Source organism: Pseudonocardia parietis (genome assembly GCF_017876315.1).
Classification (GTDB): Bacteria; Actinomycetota; Actinomycetes; order Mycobacteriales; family Pseudonocardiaceae; genus Pseudonocardia; species Pseudonocardia parietis.
Window position 1 is genome coordinate 398,477 of record NZ_JAGINU010000004.1, and the last position, 14,641, is coordinate 413,117.

Consider the following 14,641-nt stretch of genomic DNA (forward strand, 5'->3'; position numbering starts at 1 on the left):
CCGGATCCCTGCGACACACGGGCTTGGACCGGCCGTGGACGCCCCACGGGGTGGCCGACCGAGAAGCACCTGGCCGCCGGCCCTGGGGTGTTGCCGGAGCTGACGAGCCACCGTAAGCTCCTAATCCATGGATTGCTGGAATAGTTGGGGTGTGTGGTGAGCGGTACGTCGACTGTGGAGGCGGCCGAGCGGATCGCCGTCGACGACGAGGCTCGCCGAGGCCTGCAGCGGCGTGTTCTGGCTGTGGTGATGGCGAGTCAGGTGCTCGGTGGTGCCGGGCTCGCGGCCGGTATCACGGTCGGGGCGTTGCTGGCCCAAGACATGCTCGGGTCCGATGACCTGTCGGGGCTGCCTGCTGCGCTGTTCACCCTCGGTTCTGCCCTGGCGGCGTTCCTGGTGGGGCGGGTGACCCAGCGGGTGGGTCGCCGGCTCGGGATCGGTCTCGGGTTCAGCGTGGGCGGGATCGGGGCGATCGGGGTGGTCGCGGCGGCGGTGCTCGACAGCGTGGCGTTGCTGTTCGTGGCGTTGTTCGTCTACGGCGCGGGGACCGCGACGAACCTGCAGGCCCGCTACGCGGGCACCGACCTTGCGCTGCCCGCTCGGCGTGGTCGCGCGATCAGTGTGGCGATGGTGGCCACGACGCTCGGGGCGGTGGCCGGCCCGAACCTGGTCGAGCCACTCGGGTCGCTGGCCAGCGCTGTCGGGGTGCCGGCGCTGGCCGGGCCGTTCCTGCTCGCCGCAGTGGCCTACCTGGGTGCCGGTGCGGTGTTGTTGGTGCTGCTGCGCCCGGACCCGTTCCTCGTGGCGCGCCACCTCGAGCAACGCACCGCAGACGCCTCGACGGGACAGGTGTCGGTGGCGCCCCCGCTGGGGACCGGTGTGGTGGTCGGTGCCACGGTGATGGTGCTGTCCCAGATCGCGATGGTCGCGATCATGACGATGGCCCCGGTGCACATGCGCGCCCATGGTCACGGCCTCGGCGAGGTCGGACTGGTCATCGGTGTCCACATCGGGGCGATGTATCTGCCCTCGTTGGTGACCGGGTCGTTGGTGGACCGGTGGGGCCGACTCCGGATGGCCACGGCGTCGGGGCTGACGTTGTTGCTCGCCGGGCTGGTCGCGGCGTTCGCGCCCGCCGACTCACTGGGGTGGCTGATCGTGGCGCTGGCGCTGCTGGGCCTGGGCTGGAACCTCGGGTTGATCTCGGGTACCGCGCTGCTGGTCGACGCGACCGTTGCGGCGAACCGCGCCCGGGTGCAGGGCACTGTGGACGTGCTGATCGCCCTGGGTGGCGCGGGGGGCGGCGCAGTGTCCGGCGTCGTCGTGGCCGGCGCCGGGTATGGCGCACTGTCCCTGGCCGGCGGGGTCCTGGCCCTGCTGCTCATCCCGGTACTGCTCAAGGCCCGCCGCACCGTGCAGGCCGTCACCCCCTCCCCGACCGAGGACGCGCAGACGCCCCGGGCGGCGAGCGCCGCTCCGCATCCGGCGCAGGAGCCGAGGAGATGAGCACCGGGCAGCGCCCCTTGCGGCTCGGCCTGCGGGAGAACGCCGGCCAGTTCGCCCTGCTCGTGGTGGTCAACGCCCTGGTCGGCGGCATGGTCGGCCAGCAACAGGCGGTGCTGCCGCTGCTGGCATCCGAGGTGTTCGGGCTGACCGGCTACACGTTCATCTTCACCTACGTGGCCGCATTCGGGATCACCAAGGCGGCCGCGAACTACGTCGCGGGGACCTGGTCGGACCGCTTCGGGCGCAAGCCGGTGTTGCTCCTCGGCTGGCTGCTGGCCATCCCGGTACCGCTGCTGCTGATGTGGGCCCCGAGCTGGGGCTGGGTGATCGTGGCGAACGTCCTGCTCGGGCTCAACCAGGGCCTGACCTGGTCCACCACCGTCGTGATGAAGATCGACCTCGTGGGCGCGCGCCAACGTGGCTTGGCCATGGGACTCAACGAGGCGGCCGGATACGGGGCGGTCGCGGTCAGCTCGCTGCTCGCCGGCTCACTGGCCGAGCAGTACGGGCTGCGGCCCGCGCCGTTCCTGCTGGGCCTGGGCTATACGGTCATCGCCCTCGCGCTCAGCTCGCTGCTGGTGCGCGAGACCCGCGAACACGCCCGCCTGGAGGTGGCCGGGCACGGGCCTGAGGACCCGCGCAGCAACAGAACCATCGCTGCGGACGTGAGCTGGCGGGAACCGGCGTTGGCCTCGGCCAGCCAGGCCGGGCTGGTCAACAATCTGAACTTCGGGCTGTCGTGGGGGCTGTTCCCGCTCTTGTTCGCCACCGCCGACCTCGACATCGGACAGATCGGGCTTCTCATCGCCCTGTATCCCGCGGTCTGGGGTGCCGGGCAGCTGGTCACCGGCGGCCTCTCGGACCGCGTGGGCCGCAAACACATGATCACCGTCGGGATGGCGGTCCAGGCCGGCGCCCTGGTGATGATCGCGCTCTCCGGCGGGTTCGCCGGATGGGCGGTGGGCGCGATCGTGCTCGGCCTGGGCACGGCCCTGGTGTATCCGACGCTGCTGGCAGTGATCGGCGACGTGGCACACCCGTCCTGGCGCGGCCGGGCGGTCGGGGTCTACCGAGTCTGGCGGGACCTGGGCTACGCCGCAGGCGCGGTCGTCGGGGGCGTCGTCGCCGACGCCTTCGACTTGACCGCCGCAGTGTGGACGGCAGCAGCGATCTCGCTGGTGTCCGCGCTCGTGGTCGCGGTGCGCATGTACGAGACCCACCCGCGCGATGCCCGAACACCACCGACCGGCTGAGCCCGGGACCCGGCTCCGAGCAGCCCGCCCACTCACTGTGCCCTTCAGTTCGAACGCATCCCTACCGAGCCCCACCGAGCGGAGACGGGAATGTCCCAGACCCACGACTCGGCACAGGACCAGTCGTCCTCACCGCCGTCGTCATCGACGAAACCGACCCCAGCGTGATGTTCAGGATCCGCCTCGTCTTCCACACCGCCCACCGCTCCCACCTCGGCGAATGGATCGGAGTGGGCGGAGACCCCGACCGGGCCGGCCTGGAGCACGACCTGCTCTCCGCAGTCGCCGACCGCGCAGCCGCAGGAGAAGTGATGTGGATCCTTCACATGGGCAACGACCGGTACAGAGCGATCCCGTTCACCGCGATCGAATGGCTCGAGGTCGAGTTCTCGGACTGCTAGTCGAGCGCCGCGGATCGCAATCGAGGCTACGGCGAGTTCCTCGTCGAACGCTTCGGCGCCTACGACAACGTCACCTGGACCCTCGGCGGGGACCACCCGGCCGACGGTGAGGAGCAGCTGTGGACCGAGCTGGCCGAAGGCCTCGACGCGACCGGCGGGACGCAGCTCAAGACCTACCATCCGCGCGGCGACCAGTCCTCGGCAACGTGGTTCGCCGACGCCGAGTTTATCTCGATCTTGATAATCGAAGGTGCCCTGGAGCTGCTATTTTCCGCTGTGGACATGTCTGTGACGTGAGCGTCCCGTGCCAGCGAACTGCGCCGTTCCGACCAGCGCGGCACCACAGACGAGCAGCGCCCCACAGCCCCGGCAGCACCAGTGCAACCGGGGCTACGCCGTTCGGCGACAGCCACCTTCACGTTCGGACGGCTGGCTGCTCGCAGCACCGAACGGCAGGCAGCGCCGTGCGGTGGCGCAGCAATCGGGTGGTGACGTAGCGCGCGTCGCGCCCGACCCCGCGCAGGGTGGCCGAGGCGAGGCTGCGCTGCCATTCGAGCCCGACGTAGCCGAGCCCGGGGTGCGAGGTCGACAGTCCACGGATCTGGCGTGGCCGGCCGTGGTGGTCGAGGGCGCTGAGGTCGGTGAGGTAGGGCAGGTCCGGTCGGTAGCCGGTGGCCAGCAGGATGGTGTCGACCTGCTCGGTGTGCCCGTCGGGCCAGGTGAGGCGGGTGCCGTCGATGTCGGTGAACAGCGGGGCCCGGCCGGGTCGGCCGGCGTCGATGGTGGCGCGGTAGGTGCCGTCGTCGACCACGGGCACCGACGGCGGGGTGCGTAGGTAGGGCCCGACGGGCAGGTGGTCGAACCCGAGGGTGGTCGACCACCAGTGCATGTCGCGTCCGAGGATGACCTGCGGGGCGTACGTGACGGGCTTCCGGGTGGCGAGGGTGACCCGGGCGTGGCGGGTGAGTTCGACGCCGATCTGGGCCGCGGAGTTCCCAGCACCGACGATCACGACGTGCTGGCCGGCGAACTGCTCCGGTCGGCGGTAGTCGGCCACGTGCAGGGTCTGGCCGGTGAAGGCGTCGAGGCTGGGCAGGGCAGGCCGGTACGGGTTGCCGAAGCCACCGGTGGCGGCGATGACCAGCGGGGCGGTGAGGACCTGCTCGCCGGAGCGGACCTCGTAGCCGCCCGATGTGGTGGTGACGGCGTCGACACGGTGGCCGGTGCGGATGTCGACGTCGAGGTAGGTGGCGTAGCGGCGCAGGTAGTCGGCGACCTCGTCGCGGTGGGGATAGCGGTCGGGGTCGCCGGGGAACGGCAGCCCGGGTAGCGAGCTGTAGCGGGCCGGGGAGAACAGGGTGAGGCTGTCGTAGTAGTGCGGCCAGGACCCGACCGGCTCGGGGCCGGCTTCGAGGACCACCGGCGCCAGACCGGCCTGGCGCAGGGCGTGGGCGGCGGCGAGCCCGGACTGGCCCGCACCGATGACGATCGCGTCGCACGAGCCGGTGGAGCCGGACGCGCCGGGGTGAACGGGACTGGACATGGGCACCTCACAGGGACGGTCCTCCGTCCGGAGGAACGTGGGCAGGGTGTGGCAACCGGCAGCCGCACGGGGTCGGCGGTGAAGGTTGTGGAGCGGATGGGTCGCCGCGCGGTTAGTCGGGGTCGGTGGCGGTGCGGCGTTCGAGGAAGACGGTGTCGCGCCAGGCGCCGTGGTGGCGTCCGATGCGTTCGCGCAGGCCGAGGGTGCGGTAGCCGGCGGACTGGTGCAGCGCGACCGAGGCCCGGTTCTCCGGGAAGATCGCGGTCTGCAGGGTCCAGAGCCCGGCGGCGTCGGCGGCGGTGACCTGCTGGTGGATCAGCGCCTTGCCGATCCCGCGTCCGCGTGAGCCGTCGGCGACGTAGATCGAGGACTCGGCCACGCCGGCGTAGACCGGACGCGTCGAGACGGGTGCGAGGGCCGCCCAGCCGACGACGTGGCCGTCGAGCTCGGCGACCCACCGGTGCTCGGGCAGCCATCGGCGGTCGAGCTCACGCCGTTCGGGAACCTCGGTGTCGAAGGTGGCGTGGCCGGTGGCGATGCCCTCGGAGTAGATGCGCCGCACCGCGGCCCAGTCGCCGGCCTGCATGGCGCGGACGGTGACGTCGGAGGGCAGGTCGGTGGGGCAGCACGGGCGCGGCCCGAGCATGCCCATAACGGCGTCGGCGGCATGCGGGAGCCCCGTGCAGCAGGCCGGATTGACCGAGACGAGGGTGGCGGTCTTCTCCTTGTGCAGGCTCACGAACCCGACGTCGGCGAGCTTGCGCAGATGGTGGCTGCAGGTCGACTGGGAGATCCCGAGCTGCTCGGCCAGTTCCCCGACCGCGACCGCTCGTCCGGCAACCGCCACCGCGTGCAGCAGCCGCACCCGGGTCGGCTCGGCCAGGCAGGCGAACCAGCCGGCGTAGGTCTCGGCGTCGGCGACCGGCAGCTGCGCCGGCGCGTCCGACACGTCGGTCAGCGCCAACAGTGGTGTGCCGGTGCCCTGCTGGGCCGCGGTGGTACTCATGCCGCCCAGTATCGACACACATCGATGGTTGCGTCAATCGATGGCCGTCGATACAGTCCCGACCAGCACATCGACGAGCGTCGATGAATAGACGAGCCAGTCCCTGGAGGTCGTGATGAGTGAGAACACGCTGCCGGTCGTGGTGGTCGGAGCCGGACCGGTCGGGCTCGCCGCCGCCGCGCACCTGCTCGACCGCGGACTGGAACCGCTGGTGCTGGAGGCGGGTGAACAGGCCGGTGCGCAGGTGCGGGAGTGGCACAACGTGCGGCTGTTCTCCCGGTGGGCCGAAGTGGTCGACCCGGTGGCGGAGAAGCTGCTGGCCCCGACCGGATGGACGCACCCGGACCCGCAGACCTACGCGACCGGGCAGCAGTGGGCGCAGCGCTACCTGCAGCCCCTGGCCGAGGTGCTGGGTAGCCGGGTGCGGTTCAGCAGCCGGGTGTCCGGTGTCGCCCGGCGCGGGCGGGACCGGGTGGTCGACGCCGGACGTGAGACCGAACCGCTGACCGTGCACGTGCAGACCGCGGCGGGGGAGGAGCGGATCCTGGCCCGCGCGGTGGTGGACGCCTCGGGGACCTGGGGTTCGCCGAATCCGCTCGGCGCGGACGGGTTGCCCGCTGCGGGCGAGCGCGCCGCGGCCGACCGGATCGCCTACCAGGTGCCGGACCTGGCCGATCCGGCTGTGCGGGCCCGCTACGCCGGCAAGCGGGTCGCGGTGGCCGGCAGTGGGCACTCGGCACTGACCGCACTGGTGGCGTTCGCCGAGCTGGCCGAGACCGCGCCGGGCACGCACGTGGACTGGCTGCTGCGCCGTGGACAGGTCGGTGACACCTTCGGCGGTGGGGAGGCCGACCAGCTCCCTGCCCGCGGGGCGCTGGGCCGGCGCGCCGCGGCCGCGGTCGAGGCCGGGCACGTCAGCACCGTGACCGGGTTCCGCACCACCGCGGTCGAGCAGACCGGCGACGGGCTCGTGCTCGAGTCCCTCGACGGGCGCCGGCTCGCTCCGGTCGAGGAGGTCGTGGTGCTGACCGGGTTCCGCCCGGACCTGTCGTGGCTCTCGGAGGTGCGCCTGGACCTGGACCCGACCCTGCAGGCCGCCCGGGCCCTGGCACCGTTGATCGACCCGAACGTGCACTCCTGCGGCACGGTCTACCCACACGGCGCCCGCGAGCTGACCCAACCCGAACCCGGGGTGTTCGTGGTCGGGATGAAGTCCTACGGCCGCGCACCCACGTTCCTGGCGATGACCGGCTACGAGCAGGTCCGCTCCGTCGCCGCCGCACTGGCCGGCGACCACGAGGCCGCCGAGCGGGTCGAACTGGTACTGCCCGACACCGGCGTCTGCGGCGGCGCAGGACTGTTCGACGACCCCACCGCCGCGACCGAAGCCGCCGAGGGCGGCTGCTGCGGCCCGGCCGAACCGGTCGAGCAGACCGCACCGGCGCGAGCCTGACCGACCGACCGCTGTCCAGCCCGGCGCGGCCCGCTGCCGCAGGCCGCGCCGGGCCTGCCGGAAGGCCACCGCGAATGCCCTCTGTCGAAACGACTGCCGCGCCCGGCTCGCTGAGCCGCGGCGGGCTGCGTCGGGTGCTGGCCGTGCTGTGCGTGACCGAGATCGTCAGCTGGGGCGTGCTCTACTACGCCTTCCCGGTGCTGGCCCCGGCCATCGCCGCCGACACCGGCTGGTCGATCTCGATGATCACCGCCGGGTTCTCCACCGGGCTGGTGGTCTCGGCGCTGGTCGGGATCCCGGCCGGGCGATGGCTGGACCGGATCGGGCCGCGCCCGGTCATGACCGCCGGCTCGATCCTGGGCGTGCCGGCCGTCGTCGCGATCGCATGGGCGCCGACCCTGCCGCTGTTCTTCGCCGCGTGGGTACTGGCCGGGGTGGCCATGGCCGGCACCCTCTACCCGCCCGCATTCGCCGCGCTGACCCGCTGGTGGGGACCCCGGCGAGTCCGCGCGTTGACCGCACTGACCTTGCTGGCCGGACTGGCCTCCACGATCTTCGCCCCACTCACCGCGGGACTGCTCACCGGGCTGGACTGGCGCAACACCTACCTCGTCCTCGCCGTCATTCTCGCCGTGATCACCGTTCCCGCGCACCTGTTCGGCCTACGCGGGCCCTGGCCCGACCACGACCAGACAGCCGAGAGCGACCAGGCCGCCGGCTCGCCGCACGCCCCGCGCGAGATCGTGCGCAGCCGCGCGTTCTGGCTGCTCGTGCCGGCCATCGCACTCGGCACATTCTCCGCGTTCGCGGTCGTGGTCAACCAAGTCCCACTGCTGATCGAACGCGGCCTGTCCACCACCGAAGCCGCCTGGGCACTCGGACTCGGCGGGCTCGGCCAGGTCCTCGGCCGCCTCGGCTACGGGCGCCTGGCCGCCGCGTTGTCGGTGCGGATGCGTGCCGTGGTGATCCTCGCCCTCTCCGCTGCGGCGACCCTGCTGCTCGGGCTGCTCCCCGGCCCCGAGGTCCTGCTCGTCGCCGCAGCGATGCTCGCCGGCGCCGCCCGCGGAGTGTTCACCCTGCTCCAGGCCACCGCGATCAGCGACCGCTGGGGCGCAGCCCACTACGGACGGCTCAACGGACTACTTTCCGCACCGGCGATGATCGCCACCGCCCTCGCCCCGTGGGCCGGTGCCGCCCTCGCCGTCGCCCTCGGCGGCTACCCCGCCGTGTTCATTCTGCTCGCCGCCATCGCCGCCCTGGCCGCGGGCCTGGCCACCGGCACCGTTCCCCGCCCCGCCCGCTTCGACGACACCGTGCCCCGACACGCCGACGTCTCGTCCCCGCAGCCGACCACCACGGCCGGCTCGGACGAGGTGGATCACCGCTGATCCCGGCCACGGAGGTACAGCCATGTCCCCACACACCACCCCACCCGCCGGCCGACCGGACACGCCGGAGCCGCCCATCCGGGAGATAGTGCGCGAGCACTACGCTGCCGCCGCGCGCCATTCCGCAGCCGGAGACTACGAGCAGGCGCTGCAGGCCGAGCAGCAGTTCGACCAGCCCGGATACGAGGCGAACTGCTGCGGCACCACCGGAACCACCGCCGTGTACGGGGGTCATCTCTATGGCGACGAGGCGGGCGAGACTCTCGCTGCGGCGCTCTCGGCGTCACTGGGCTGCGGGGTCCCGACCGCGGTCGCCGACCTGCATTCGGGCGAGACGGTGCTCGACCTCGGCTCCGGTGCCGGCGCCGACGTCCTGATCTCCGCCCGCCGGGTCGGGCCGCGCGGCCGGGTGATCGGGCTGGACATGACCCCGGAGATGCTGGAGCTCGCCCGCCGCAACGCCGCTGCGGCCGGCGTCGACAACGTCGAGTTCGTCCACGGCTACCTCGAGCAGATCCCGCTGCCCGACGACTCGGTCGACGTCGTCCTGTCCAACTGCGTGATCAACCTGGCCGCCGACAAGACCGTCGTGCTCGCCGAAGCCGCCCGGGTCCTACGTCCGGGCGGGCGGTTCGCCGTCTCCGACATCATCGCCGACACCGACATCGACCAGGCCACGCGCGATGACCCGCAACAGTGGACCGGCTGCATCGCCGGCGCGCTCACTCACCGGCAGTTCACCCACGCCCTGCATCTGGCCGGGTTCGTCGACGTCGAGATCGCCGAGACCCACCGGGTCCACCCCCGCGCAGTGGCCGCGATTGTGCGCGCCCACACCCCGGGGTGATGGGACGTGACCGCCTGGGTGGGCTTCGGAGGGGCTGAGGAGGCCGCCGGTGGCGTCGTGGATCAGGTCCGCGTCCCCGGCTTGCCGGATCCTGCACCTCACTCGGGTGCGGCACGCCTGGTGTCGTCCGTGGTGGCCGGCGGCTCGCAGCGCGAGAGGAGATTGCCGTCGCGGCTGATGAGTTTCGGGTTGTCGGCGTGCTCGAGCCGCAGGAGTTGGTGCAGCATCCCGTCGAGGCTGAGCGCGTCGTTGATCTGGTCGACCAGGTCGGGTTCGAGCCGGTACCAGCTCCATGTGCCGCGTCGTTCCCTCGACATGACCCCGGCTTTGACCAGCACGCTCAGGTGGTGGCTCAAGGTCGATTGCGGCTGGGGGAAGGCTTCGATGAGGTCGCAGAAGCAGAGCTCGGCGTCGGGGGCCTGGCGGGCCAGGCCGACCAGCTGGAGCCGTAGCGGGTCGGCGAGTGCCTTGAACAGCTCGGCGGCGGCACCGGCCACGGTCTCGACGCCGTCGAGCGGTTGATCCTCGACGAGATCGGCGGCGTGCGAGCTGAGCTGTTCTCCCATCGCGGTCGAGGATACTGGGTGATGCTCAGGAGTTCGGCGAGATGGTCAGCTGATAGCCGAGTCCGCGTACCGCTTCGATGCGGACGTCGGCTCCGGCGGCGGCGAGCCGGCGGCGCAGGCGCGTGATGTGCACGCTCAGGGAGTTGTCCGAGCCGGATGTCTGGTCCCCCCAGATGGCGGTGACGAGTTCGCGGCGGCTGACCACGGCGTCCGGACGCGCGGCGAGGTAGCGCAGCACCAGGTGTTCGCGCAGCGGCAGCCGGATCGGTGTGTCGTCGAGCCACATCCGTGGGGCGACGCTGTCGATGCGCAGCCGGCCCAGCTGGATCGGCAGCGGGCGGGCCGCGAGGGGCCGTGGCGCGCCGAGGGCGGCGCTGAGCAGGGCGAGCAAGGCGCTCGGTTCGAAGGGGCGGGCGGTGACGGTGGCGCCCCGGGCGGCGGCCTGCGCCGCCAGCTCGCCGTCGTCGCGACCGACCCCGACAATGACCCGCACCCCGGGGTCGAGCGTGTGCAGCACGTCGAGGAAGTCCGCCGGGCTCAACCGCCCCCCGGCGGGGGCGAGCACGACCGCATCCGGGCAGGTGCGCCCGGCCACCAGCAGCGCTGCGGCCGTGTCGTGCACCGGGTGCAGGTCGACGGGTTGGCCGGTCAGGGCCCGTGCGACCTGCTCGGCGGTGTGTTCGTCGGCGACGAGCAGCACCGCCGCCGGCCCTGTGCGCCCGCCGGCGTCGGCCAGGCAGGCTCGGCGGCGGATCTGCACGGGAGAACGGCCGTCGGTCTCCCAGGTCTCGGTCATCATCGCGGCTTCCTCAGCCGAACTTGCCCGAGATGTAGTCCTCCGTGCGCTTGTCGGCCGGGTCCTCGAAGATCTTCAGGGTTCGGTCGAACTCGACCAGGGTGCCGACGCGGTCGCCGTGCTCGTCGGGTTGGGCGGTGAAGAACGCCGTGCTGTGCGAGACGCGGGCCGCCTGCTGCATGTTGTGGGTGACGATCACGATGGTGAAGTCCTGCACGAGCTCACCCATCAGGTCTTCGATCTTGGATGTCGCGATCGGGTCGAGCGCCGAGCAGGGCTCGTCCATCAGCAGCACGTCCGGCCGGGTCGCGATGGCCCGGGCGATACACAGACGCTGTTGCTGTCCACCGGAGAGGCCGTAGGCGTTCTGCTTGAGCTTGTCCTTGACCTCGTCCCACAGCGCGGCGCCGCGTAGGGCTTGCTCGACGGTGTCGTCGAGGTGGTCCTTGGCGCCGGTGACGCGGGGGCCGTAGGCGACGTTGTCATAGATCGACTTGGGGAACGGGTTCGGCTTCTGGAAGACCATGCCGATCCGGCGGCGGACCTCGATCTCGTCGACGCCGGGCCCGTAGATGTCGGTGCCGTGGTAGGTCACGCGCCCTTCGACCCGCGCGCCGGGGACCAGGTCGTTCATCCGGTTCAGGCAGCGCAGCACGGTGGACTTCCCGCAGCCCGACGGCCCGATCAGCGCGGTGATCCGGCGGTCGTCGAACTGCAGATCGACGTCGCGGACGGCGAGGAAGTCGCCGTAGTAGACGTGCAGGTTCTCCGTCGCCATCGCGGCACCGGCCGAACGTGGCTGTTCGGGCGCTCGGTCACCGATCGCGAGGTGGATACCGGCGGTGTCCTGGGCGGTCCCGGGTGGGGAGGTGGGGCTCATGTGCTGGTCCTTTCCGGGGTTCACCATCGACGTGCGAACCGGTTGCGCAGCACGATCGCGGTGCCGTTGAGCGCCAGCAGGATGACGATCAGCAGCAGGATCGCGGCGTAGGTCAGGGGGATGAACGCTTCGCGGGACTGGAGGGCGAAGTTGAAGATCTGGACGGGCATGACGGTGTAGCGGGAGAACAACCCGTCGGGGGTGAAGGTGATGAACGTGGTCGCGCCGACCAGGATCAGCGGTGCGGCTTCTCCGACGGCCCGCGACAGCGCCAGGATGGAGCCGGTCGCGATCCCGGGCACCGCGGCGGGCAGCAGCTGGCGCCACACCGTCTGCCAGCGGGTGGCCCCGACGGCCAGTGAGCCGTCGCGGATCTCGCGCGGGACCGCGCGCAACGACTCGCGGGTCGCGATGATCACCACCGGCAGGATGAGCAGGGCCAGGGCGATCGAGCCCGACAGTGCGACGGCGCCGAAGTTCAGCGGTGCCCGCACCACGAAGGCCAGCACCAGGATCCCGAAGATGATCGACGGGACGGCGGCCAGGTTCTGCACGTTGAGCTCGATCGCCCGGTTGAACCAGCGCCGGGGGTCGGCGTACTCCTCGAGGTAGATCGCTGCGGCGATGCCCAGCGGCAGCGCGATCAGCGCGGTGACCCCGACGACGAGGAGCGTGCCGACGATGGCCGGCTGCACGCCGGCGGTCGCCGGGCGGATCGTCGAGGGCGCCTGGGTGATCAGGTTCGCATCCAGCCTGCTCACCCCGGAGACCACGATGGTGATCAGCACGTAGAACAGGAACAGCGCGGCCACCAGCAGGCACGCCCACAGCACGCAGACGAACACCGTGGAGGCCACATCGCGGCGCCGCCGGTCCGGGGTCAGCGCGCGGGCGGGCGTGGTGCGGGCGGTGTCGGTAGCAGTCATCAGTACACCTGCCGGAAGCGGCGGACCAGCCGGATGCTGATCAGGTTGATCGTCAGGGTGATCACGAACAGCAGCGCTCCCACGGCGAACAGCGAGTAGTAGACGGGGCTGCCTTGGGGGGCGTCGCCGCTGGCGATCTGGGCGATGAACGCGGTCATCGTCTGGGCCTCGTCGCGGGGATCAGCGGTGAGGCGGGCCAGGTTGCCGCCGGCGACGGCGAGGATCATGGTCTCGCCGACCGCCCGGGACAGCCCCAGCACGATCGCGGCGATGATCCCGGACAGCGCCGCCGGGAAAACCACCTGCAGGGTGGTGATCCGCCGGTTGGCGCCGAGGGCATACGAGCCCGCGCGCAGCGCTTGGGGTACTGCCGACATCGCGTCCTCGGACAGCGACGCGACCGTCGGGACGATCATGAATCCCATGACGATCCCGGCGACGAGCAGGTTGTAGATGTTCGGGATCCCCAGCAGTGGTTGCAGGATCGGGGTGAGCGCGGTCAGGGCGAGGAACCCGTAGACCACCGTCGGGATGCCCGCCAGCAGCTCCAGGACCGGCTTGATGACCTTGCGGGCCCGCACGGTGGCGTACTCGGACAGGAACATCGCGATGCCCAGCCCGACCGGGATCGCCACGGCCAGGGCGATGCCGGTGGCCATGAACGTCGCCGAGACCAGGGGCAGCACGCCCCAGTCCTTGTCCCAGGAGTACTTGTCGCCGAACGAGGCGGTCCAGGTGGTGCCGGTGAGGAACTCGATCGGGCTGACGTGGGCGAAGAAGGTGAACAGCGGGACGACGAGGGCGACGATGATGCCCACCGTCACCAGCACCGACAGGCCGGCCGCGGCGGCCAGCAGGCTCTCGATGATCTTCTCGCCGACCCGGGGTGAGCGGGGGGTCAGGTCACGGCCGGAGCCGCCCGCGCTCGAGCGCGGGCGGCCGGCGGTGGTCACCGCCATCGGCTCAGCCTCCGGCCTGCTGGCGCAGCTGGTCCAGCTTGGCGGTGGAGTCCTGCTTCTGCTGGTCGGTCATCGGCACGAACTGCGCGGCCTGCACGATCTCGTCGTTGCGCTGCAGGTAGAACTCCAGGAACGACACGACCTGCGGCTTGGCGAGCCCGGCGTCGGAGGCGTAGATGAACAGCGGCCGGCCCAGTGGGGTGTAGGAGCCGTCCTGGACCGTCTGTGCGGACGGGGCCACGCAGCCGTTGCCGCCGTCGACCTGCAGTGCCTTGAGCTGCTGCTGGTTCTCCTCGAAGTAGGAGAACCCGAAGTAGCCCAGCGCGCCCGGGGAGCCGGTGACGCCCTGGACGGTGACGTTGTCGTTCTCCGAGGGGCTGTAGTCGGTGCGCGATGCCCCCTCCTCACCGACGATCTCGTCGGTGAAGTAGTCGAAGGTGCCCGAGTCCGCGCCGGCCCCGAACAACTGCAGTGGCTCGGCCGGGAACGACGGGTCGACCTGGTTCCAGGTCGTGACCTGCGAGCCGGGCGCCCACATCGCGCGCAGCTGCTCCACGCTCAGGCAGTTGGCCCAGGTGTTGGCCGGGTTGACCACGACGGTCAGCGCGTCGTTGGCCACCTGCAGCTCCTGGAAGGCGATCCCGTTCGCCTCGCACTGCTGCCGCTCGGTGTCGGAGATCGGGCGCGAGGCGTTGGAGATGTCGGTCTCGCCGTTGCAGAACTTCTGGAAGCCACCACCGGTCCCCGAGGTACCGACGGTGACGTTCACCTCGGGGTTCTCGCCCTGGTAGAGCTCCGCAGCCGCGGACGACAGCGGCTCCACCGTCGAGGACCCGTCGATCAGCACCGGCCCGGAGACCTGCTCACCCCCCGGCCCGTCCTGCTGCTGCGCACCGCCGCCACACGCCACCAGCGTCACGCTGGCAGCGACGGCGACCAGGGCAGCCGATGCCCTGCGCATGTGTCGAACACTCACGGACTTGGCCTCTCTCGTCGAGGTCGAGACGGCGCCCGTAGCTGTGAGCGTCCGCCGAAGACGCTTGGATCGAACAATGCCGATATGAATGCCGAGTGAACGTGGCCTGACTTCTCACTCCTGGATCCACAACATTCGATC

14 protein-coding genes and 1 pseudogene are annotated in these 14,641 nt (G+C 71.3%); 6 read left to right on the top strand and 9 right to left on the bottom strand.

Annotation, left to right across the window (positions count from 1 at the left end; translation table 11 throughout):
* The first annotated feature begins 249 nt into the window (after positions 1-249).
* Together JOF36_RS38110 and JOF36_RS38115 are read left to right on the top strand one after the other, a co-directional pair.
* A complete protein-coding gene (locus JOF36_RS38110; protein ID WP_245353356.1) occupies positions 250-1,506 on the top strand; it encodes an MFS transporter in 1,257 nt (418 codons plus the stop codon).
* The gene (locus JOF36_RS38115) at positions 1,503-2,759 is read left to right on the top strand and encodes an MFS transporter (RefSeq protein WP_210037065.1); all 1,257 of its coding nucleotides are present in this window, start codon (positions 1,503-1,505) and stop codon (positions 2,757-2,759) included. The genes JOF36_RS38110 and JOF36_RS38115 overlap by 4 nt, the downstream gene beginning before the upstream one ends.
* 44 nt (positions 2,760-2,803) lie before the next feature.
* On the opposite strand, the gene JOF36_RS39880 is transcribed toward JOF36_RS38115, so the two are convergent.
* Positions 2,804-3,340, bottom strand: coding sequence for a hypothetical protein (locus JOF36_RS39880; protein WP_245353265.1), 537 nt, complete (start codon positions 3,338-3,340; stop codon positions 2,804-2,806).
* On the opposite strand from JOF36_RS39880, the pseudogene JOF36_RS41585 reads away from it, so the two are divergent.
* Positions 3,236-3,457: pseudogene (locus JOF36_RS41585) on the top strand (apiosidase-like domain-containing protein); the annotation flags it as partial. The gene JOF36_RS39880 and the pseudogene JOF36_RS41585 overlap by 105 nt on opposite strands.
* Before the next feature lie 118 nt (positions 3,458-3,575).
* Here the strand turns inward: JOF36_RS41585 and JOF36_RS38125 are convergent.
* Together JOF36_RS38125 and JOF36_RS38130 are read right to left on the bottom strand one after the other, a co-directional pair.
* On the bottom strand, positions 3,576-4,703 hold the full coding sequence (locus tag JOF36_RS38125; RefSeq protein WP_210037066.1) for a flavin-containing monooxygenase: 1,128 nt from the start codon (positions 4,701-4,703) through the stop codon (positions 3,576-3,578).
* Between the two features lie 112 nt (positions 4,704-4,815).
* The gene (locus tag JOF36_RS38130; RefSeq protein WP_210037067.1) at positions 4,816-5,709 is read right to left on the bottom strand and encodes a helix-turn-helix domain-containing GNAT family N-acetyltransferase; all 894 of its coding nucleotides are present in this window, start codon (positions 5,707-5,709) and stop codon (positions 4,816-4,818) included.
* 115 nt (positions 5,710-5,824) lie between these two features.
* Here JOF36_RS38130 and JOF36_RS38135 point away from each other — a divergent pair, with 115 nt between their 5' ends.
* The 3 genes from JOF36_RS38135 (at position 5,825) to arsM (ending at position 9,397) form a co-directional block, all read left to right on the top strand.
* Entirely contained in the window at positions 5,825-7,162 is a 1,338-nt protein-coding gene (locus JOF36_RS38135; protein WP_210037068.1) for an NAD(P)-binding domain-containing protein, read from the top strand.
* A gap of 74 nt (positions 7,163-7,236) precedes the next feature.
* Positions 7,237-8,550 carry an MFS transporter gene (locus JOF36_RS38140; protein ID WP_210037069.1) on the top strand — a complete coding sequence of 438 codons (1,314 nt, stop codon included), beginning with the start codon at positions 7,237-7,239 and terminating at the stop codon, positions 8,548-8,550.
* A 22-nt stretch (positions 8,551-8,572) separates the two neighbouring features.
* Positions 8,573-9,397, top strand: a complete 825-nt coding sequence (gene arsM, locus JOF36_RS38145; RefSeq protein ID WP_210037070.1) for an arsenite methyltransferase — start codon at positions 8,573-8,575, stop codon at positions 9,395-9,397.
* Positions 9,398-9,495: 98 nt separating this feature from the next.
* Here the strand turns inward: arsM and JOF36_RS38150 are convergent, their stop codons facing one another.
* The 6 genes from JOF36_RS38150 to JOF36_RS38175 all read right to left on the bottom strand — a co-directional run bounded on the left by JOF36_RS38150 (position 9,496) and on the right by JOF36_RS38175 (position 14,485).
* Positions 9,496-9,963, bottom strand: a complete 468-nt coding sequence (locus tag JOF36_RS38150) for an ArsR/SmtB family transcription factor (protein ID WP_210037071.1) — start codon at positions 9,961-9,963, stop codon at positions 9,496-9,498.
* Between the two features lie 25 nt (positions 9,964-9,988).
* Positions 9,989-10,762, bottom strand: coding sequence for a winged helix-turn-helix transcriptional regulator (locus JOF36_RS40615; protein WP_210037072.1), 774 nt, complete (start codon positions 10,760-10,762; stop codon positions 9,989-9,991).
* Positions 10,763-10,772: 10 nt separating this feature from the next.
* A complete protein-coding gene (pstB, locus tag JOF36_RS38160) occupies positions 10,773-11,537 on the bottom strand; it encodes a phosphate ABC transporter ATP-binding protein PstB (RefSeq protein ID WP_208115293.1) in 765 nt (254 codons plus the stop codon).
* 122 nt (positions 11,538-11,659) lie between these two features.
* On the bottom strand, positions 11,660-12,565 hold the full coding sequence (pstA, locus tag JOF36_RS38165) for a phosphate ABC transporter permease PstA (RefSeq protein ID WP_085915370.1): 906 nt from the start codon (positions 12,563-12,565) through the stop codon (positions 11,660-11,662).
* Positions 12,565-13,524, bottom strand: coding sequence for a phosphate ABC transporter permease subunit PstC (gene pstC / locus JOF36_RS38170; protein ID WP_210037073.1), 960 nt, complete (start codon positions 13,522-13,524; stop codon positions 12,565-12,567). The genes pstA and pstC overlap by 1 nt, the downstream gene beginning before the upstream one ends.
* Positions 13,525-13,528: 4 nt before the next feature.
* Positions 13,529-14,485, bottom strand: coding sequence for a PstS family phosphate ABC transporter substrate-binding protein (locus JOF36_RS38175; RefSeq protein ID WP_210037074.1), 957 nt, complete (start codon positions 14,483-14,485; stop codon positions 13,529-13,531).
* Positions 14,486-14,641: the final 156 nt, after the last annotated feature.

What these genes read in the sequence shown, in the direction of transcription:
- JOF36_RS38110 (WP_245353356.1), top strand. Translation starts at nt 250, where the DNA reads ATGGCGAGTCAGGTGCTCGGTGGTGCCGGGCTCGCGGCCGGTATCACG.
- JOF36_RS38115 (WP_210037065.1), top strand. Translation starts at nt 1,503, where the DNA reads ATGAGCACCGGGCAGCGCCCCTTGCGGCTCGGCCTGCGGGAGAACGCC.
- JOF36_RS39880 (WP_245353265.1), bottom strand. Translation starts at nt 3,340, where the DNA reads ATGGTAGGTCTTGAGCTGCGTCCCGCCGGTCGCGTCGAGGCCTTCGGC.
- JOF36_RS38125 (WP_210037066.1), bottom strand. Translation starts at nt 4,703, where the DNA reads ATGTCCAGTCCCGTTCACCCCGGCGCGTCCGGCTCCACCGGCTCGTGC.
- JOF36_RS38130 (WP_210037067.1), bottom strand. Translation starts at nt 5,709, where the DNA reads ATGAGTACCACCGCGGCCCAGCAGGGCACCGGCACACCACTGTTGGCG.
- JOF36_RS38135 (WP_210037068.1), top strand. Translation starts at nt 5,825, where the DNA reads ATGAGTGAGAACACGCTGCCGGTCGTGGTGGTCGGAGCCGGACCGGTC.
- JOF36_RS38140 (WP_210037069.1), top strand. Translation starts at nt 7,237, where the DNA reads ATGCCCTCTGTCGAAACGACTGCCGCGCCCGGCTCGCTGAGCCGCGGC.
- arsM (WP_210037070.1), top strand. Translation starts at nt 8,573, where the DNA reads ATGTCCCCACACACCACCCCACCCGCCGGCCGACCGGACACGCCGGAG.
- JOF36_RS38150 (WP_210037071.1), bottom strand. Translation starts at nt 9,963, where the DNA reads ATGGGAGAACAGCTCAGCTCGCACGCCGCCGATCTCGTCGAGGATCAA.
- JOF36_RS40615 (WP_210037072.1), bottom strand. Translation starts at nt 10,762, where the DNA reads ATGATGACCGAGACCTGGGAGACCGACGGCCGTTCTCCCGTGCAGATC.
- pstB (WP_208115293.1), bottom strand. Translation starts at nt 11,537, where the DNA reads ATGGCGACGGAGAACCTGCACGTCTACTACGGCGACTTCCTCGCCGTC.
- pstA (WP_085915370.1), bottom strand. Translation starts at nt 12,565, where the DNA reads ATGACTGCTACCGACACCGCCCGCACCACGCCCGCCCGCGCGCTGACC.
- pstC (WP_210037073.1), bottom strand. Translation starts at nt 13,524, where the DNA reads ATGGCGGTGACCACCGCCGGCCGCCCGCGCTCGAGCGCGGGCGGCTCC.
- JOF36_RS38175 (WP_210037074.1), bottom strand. Translation starts at nt 14,485, where the DNA reads ATGCGCAGGGCATCGGCTGCCCTGGTCGCCGTCGCTGCCAGCGTGACG.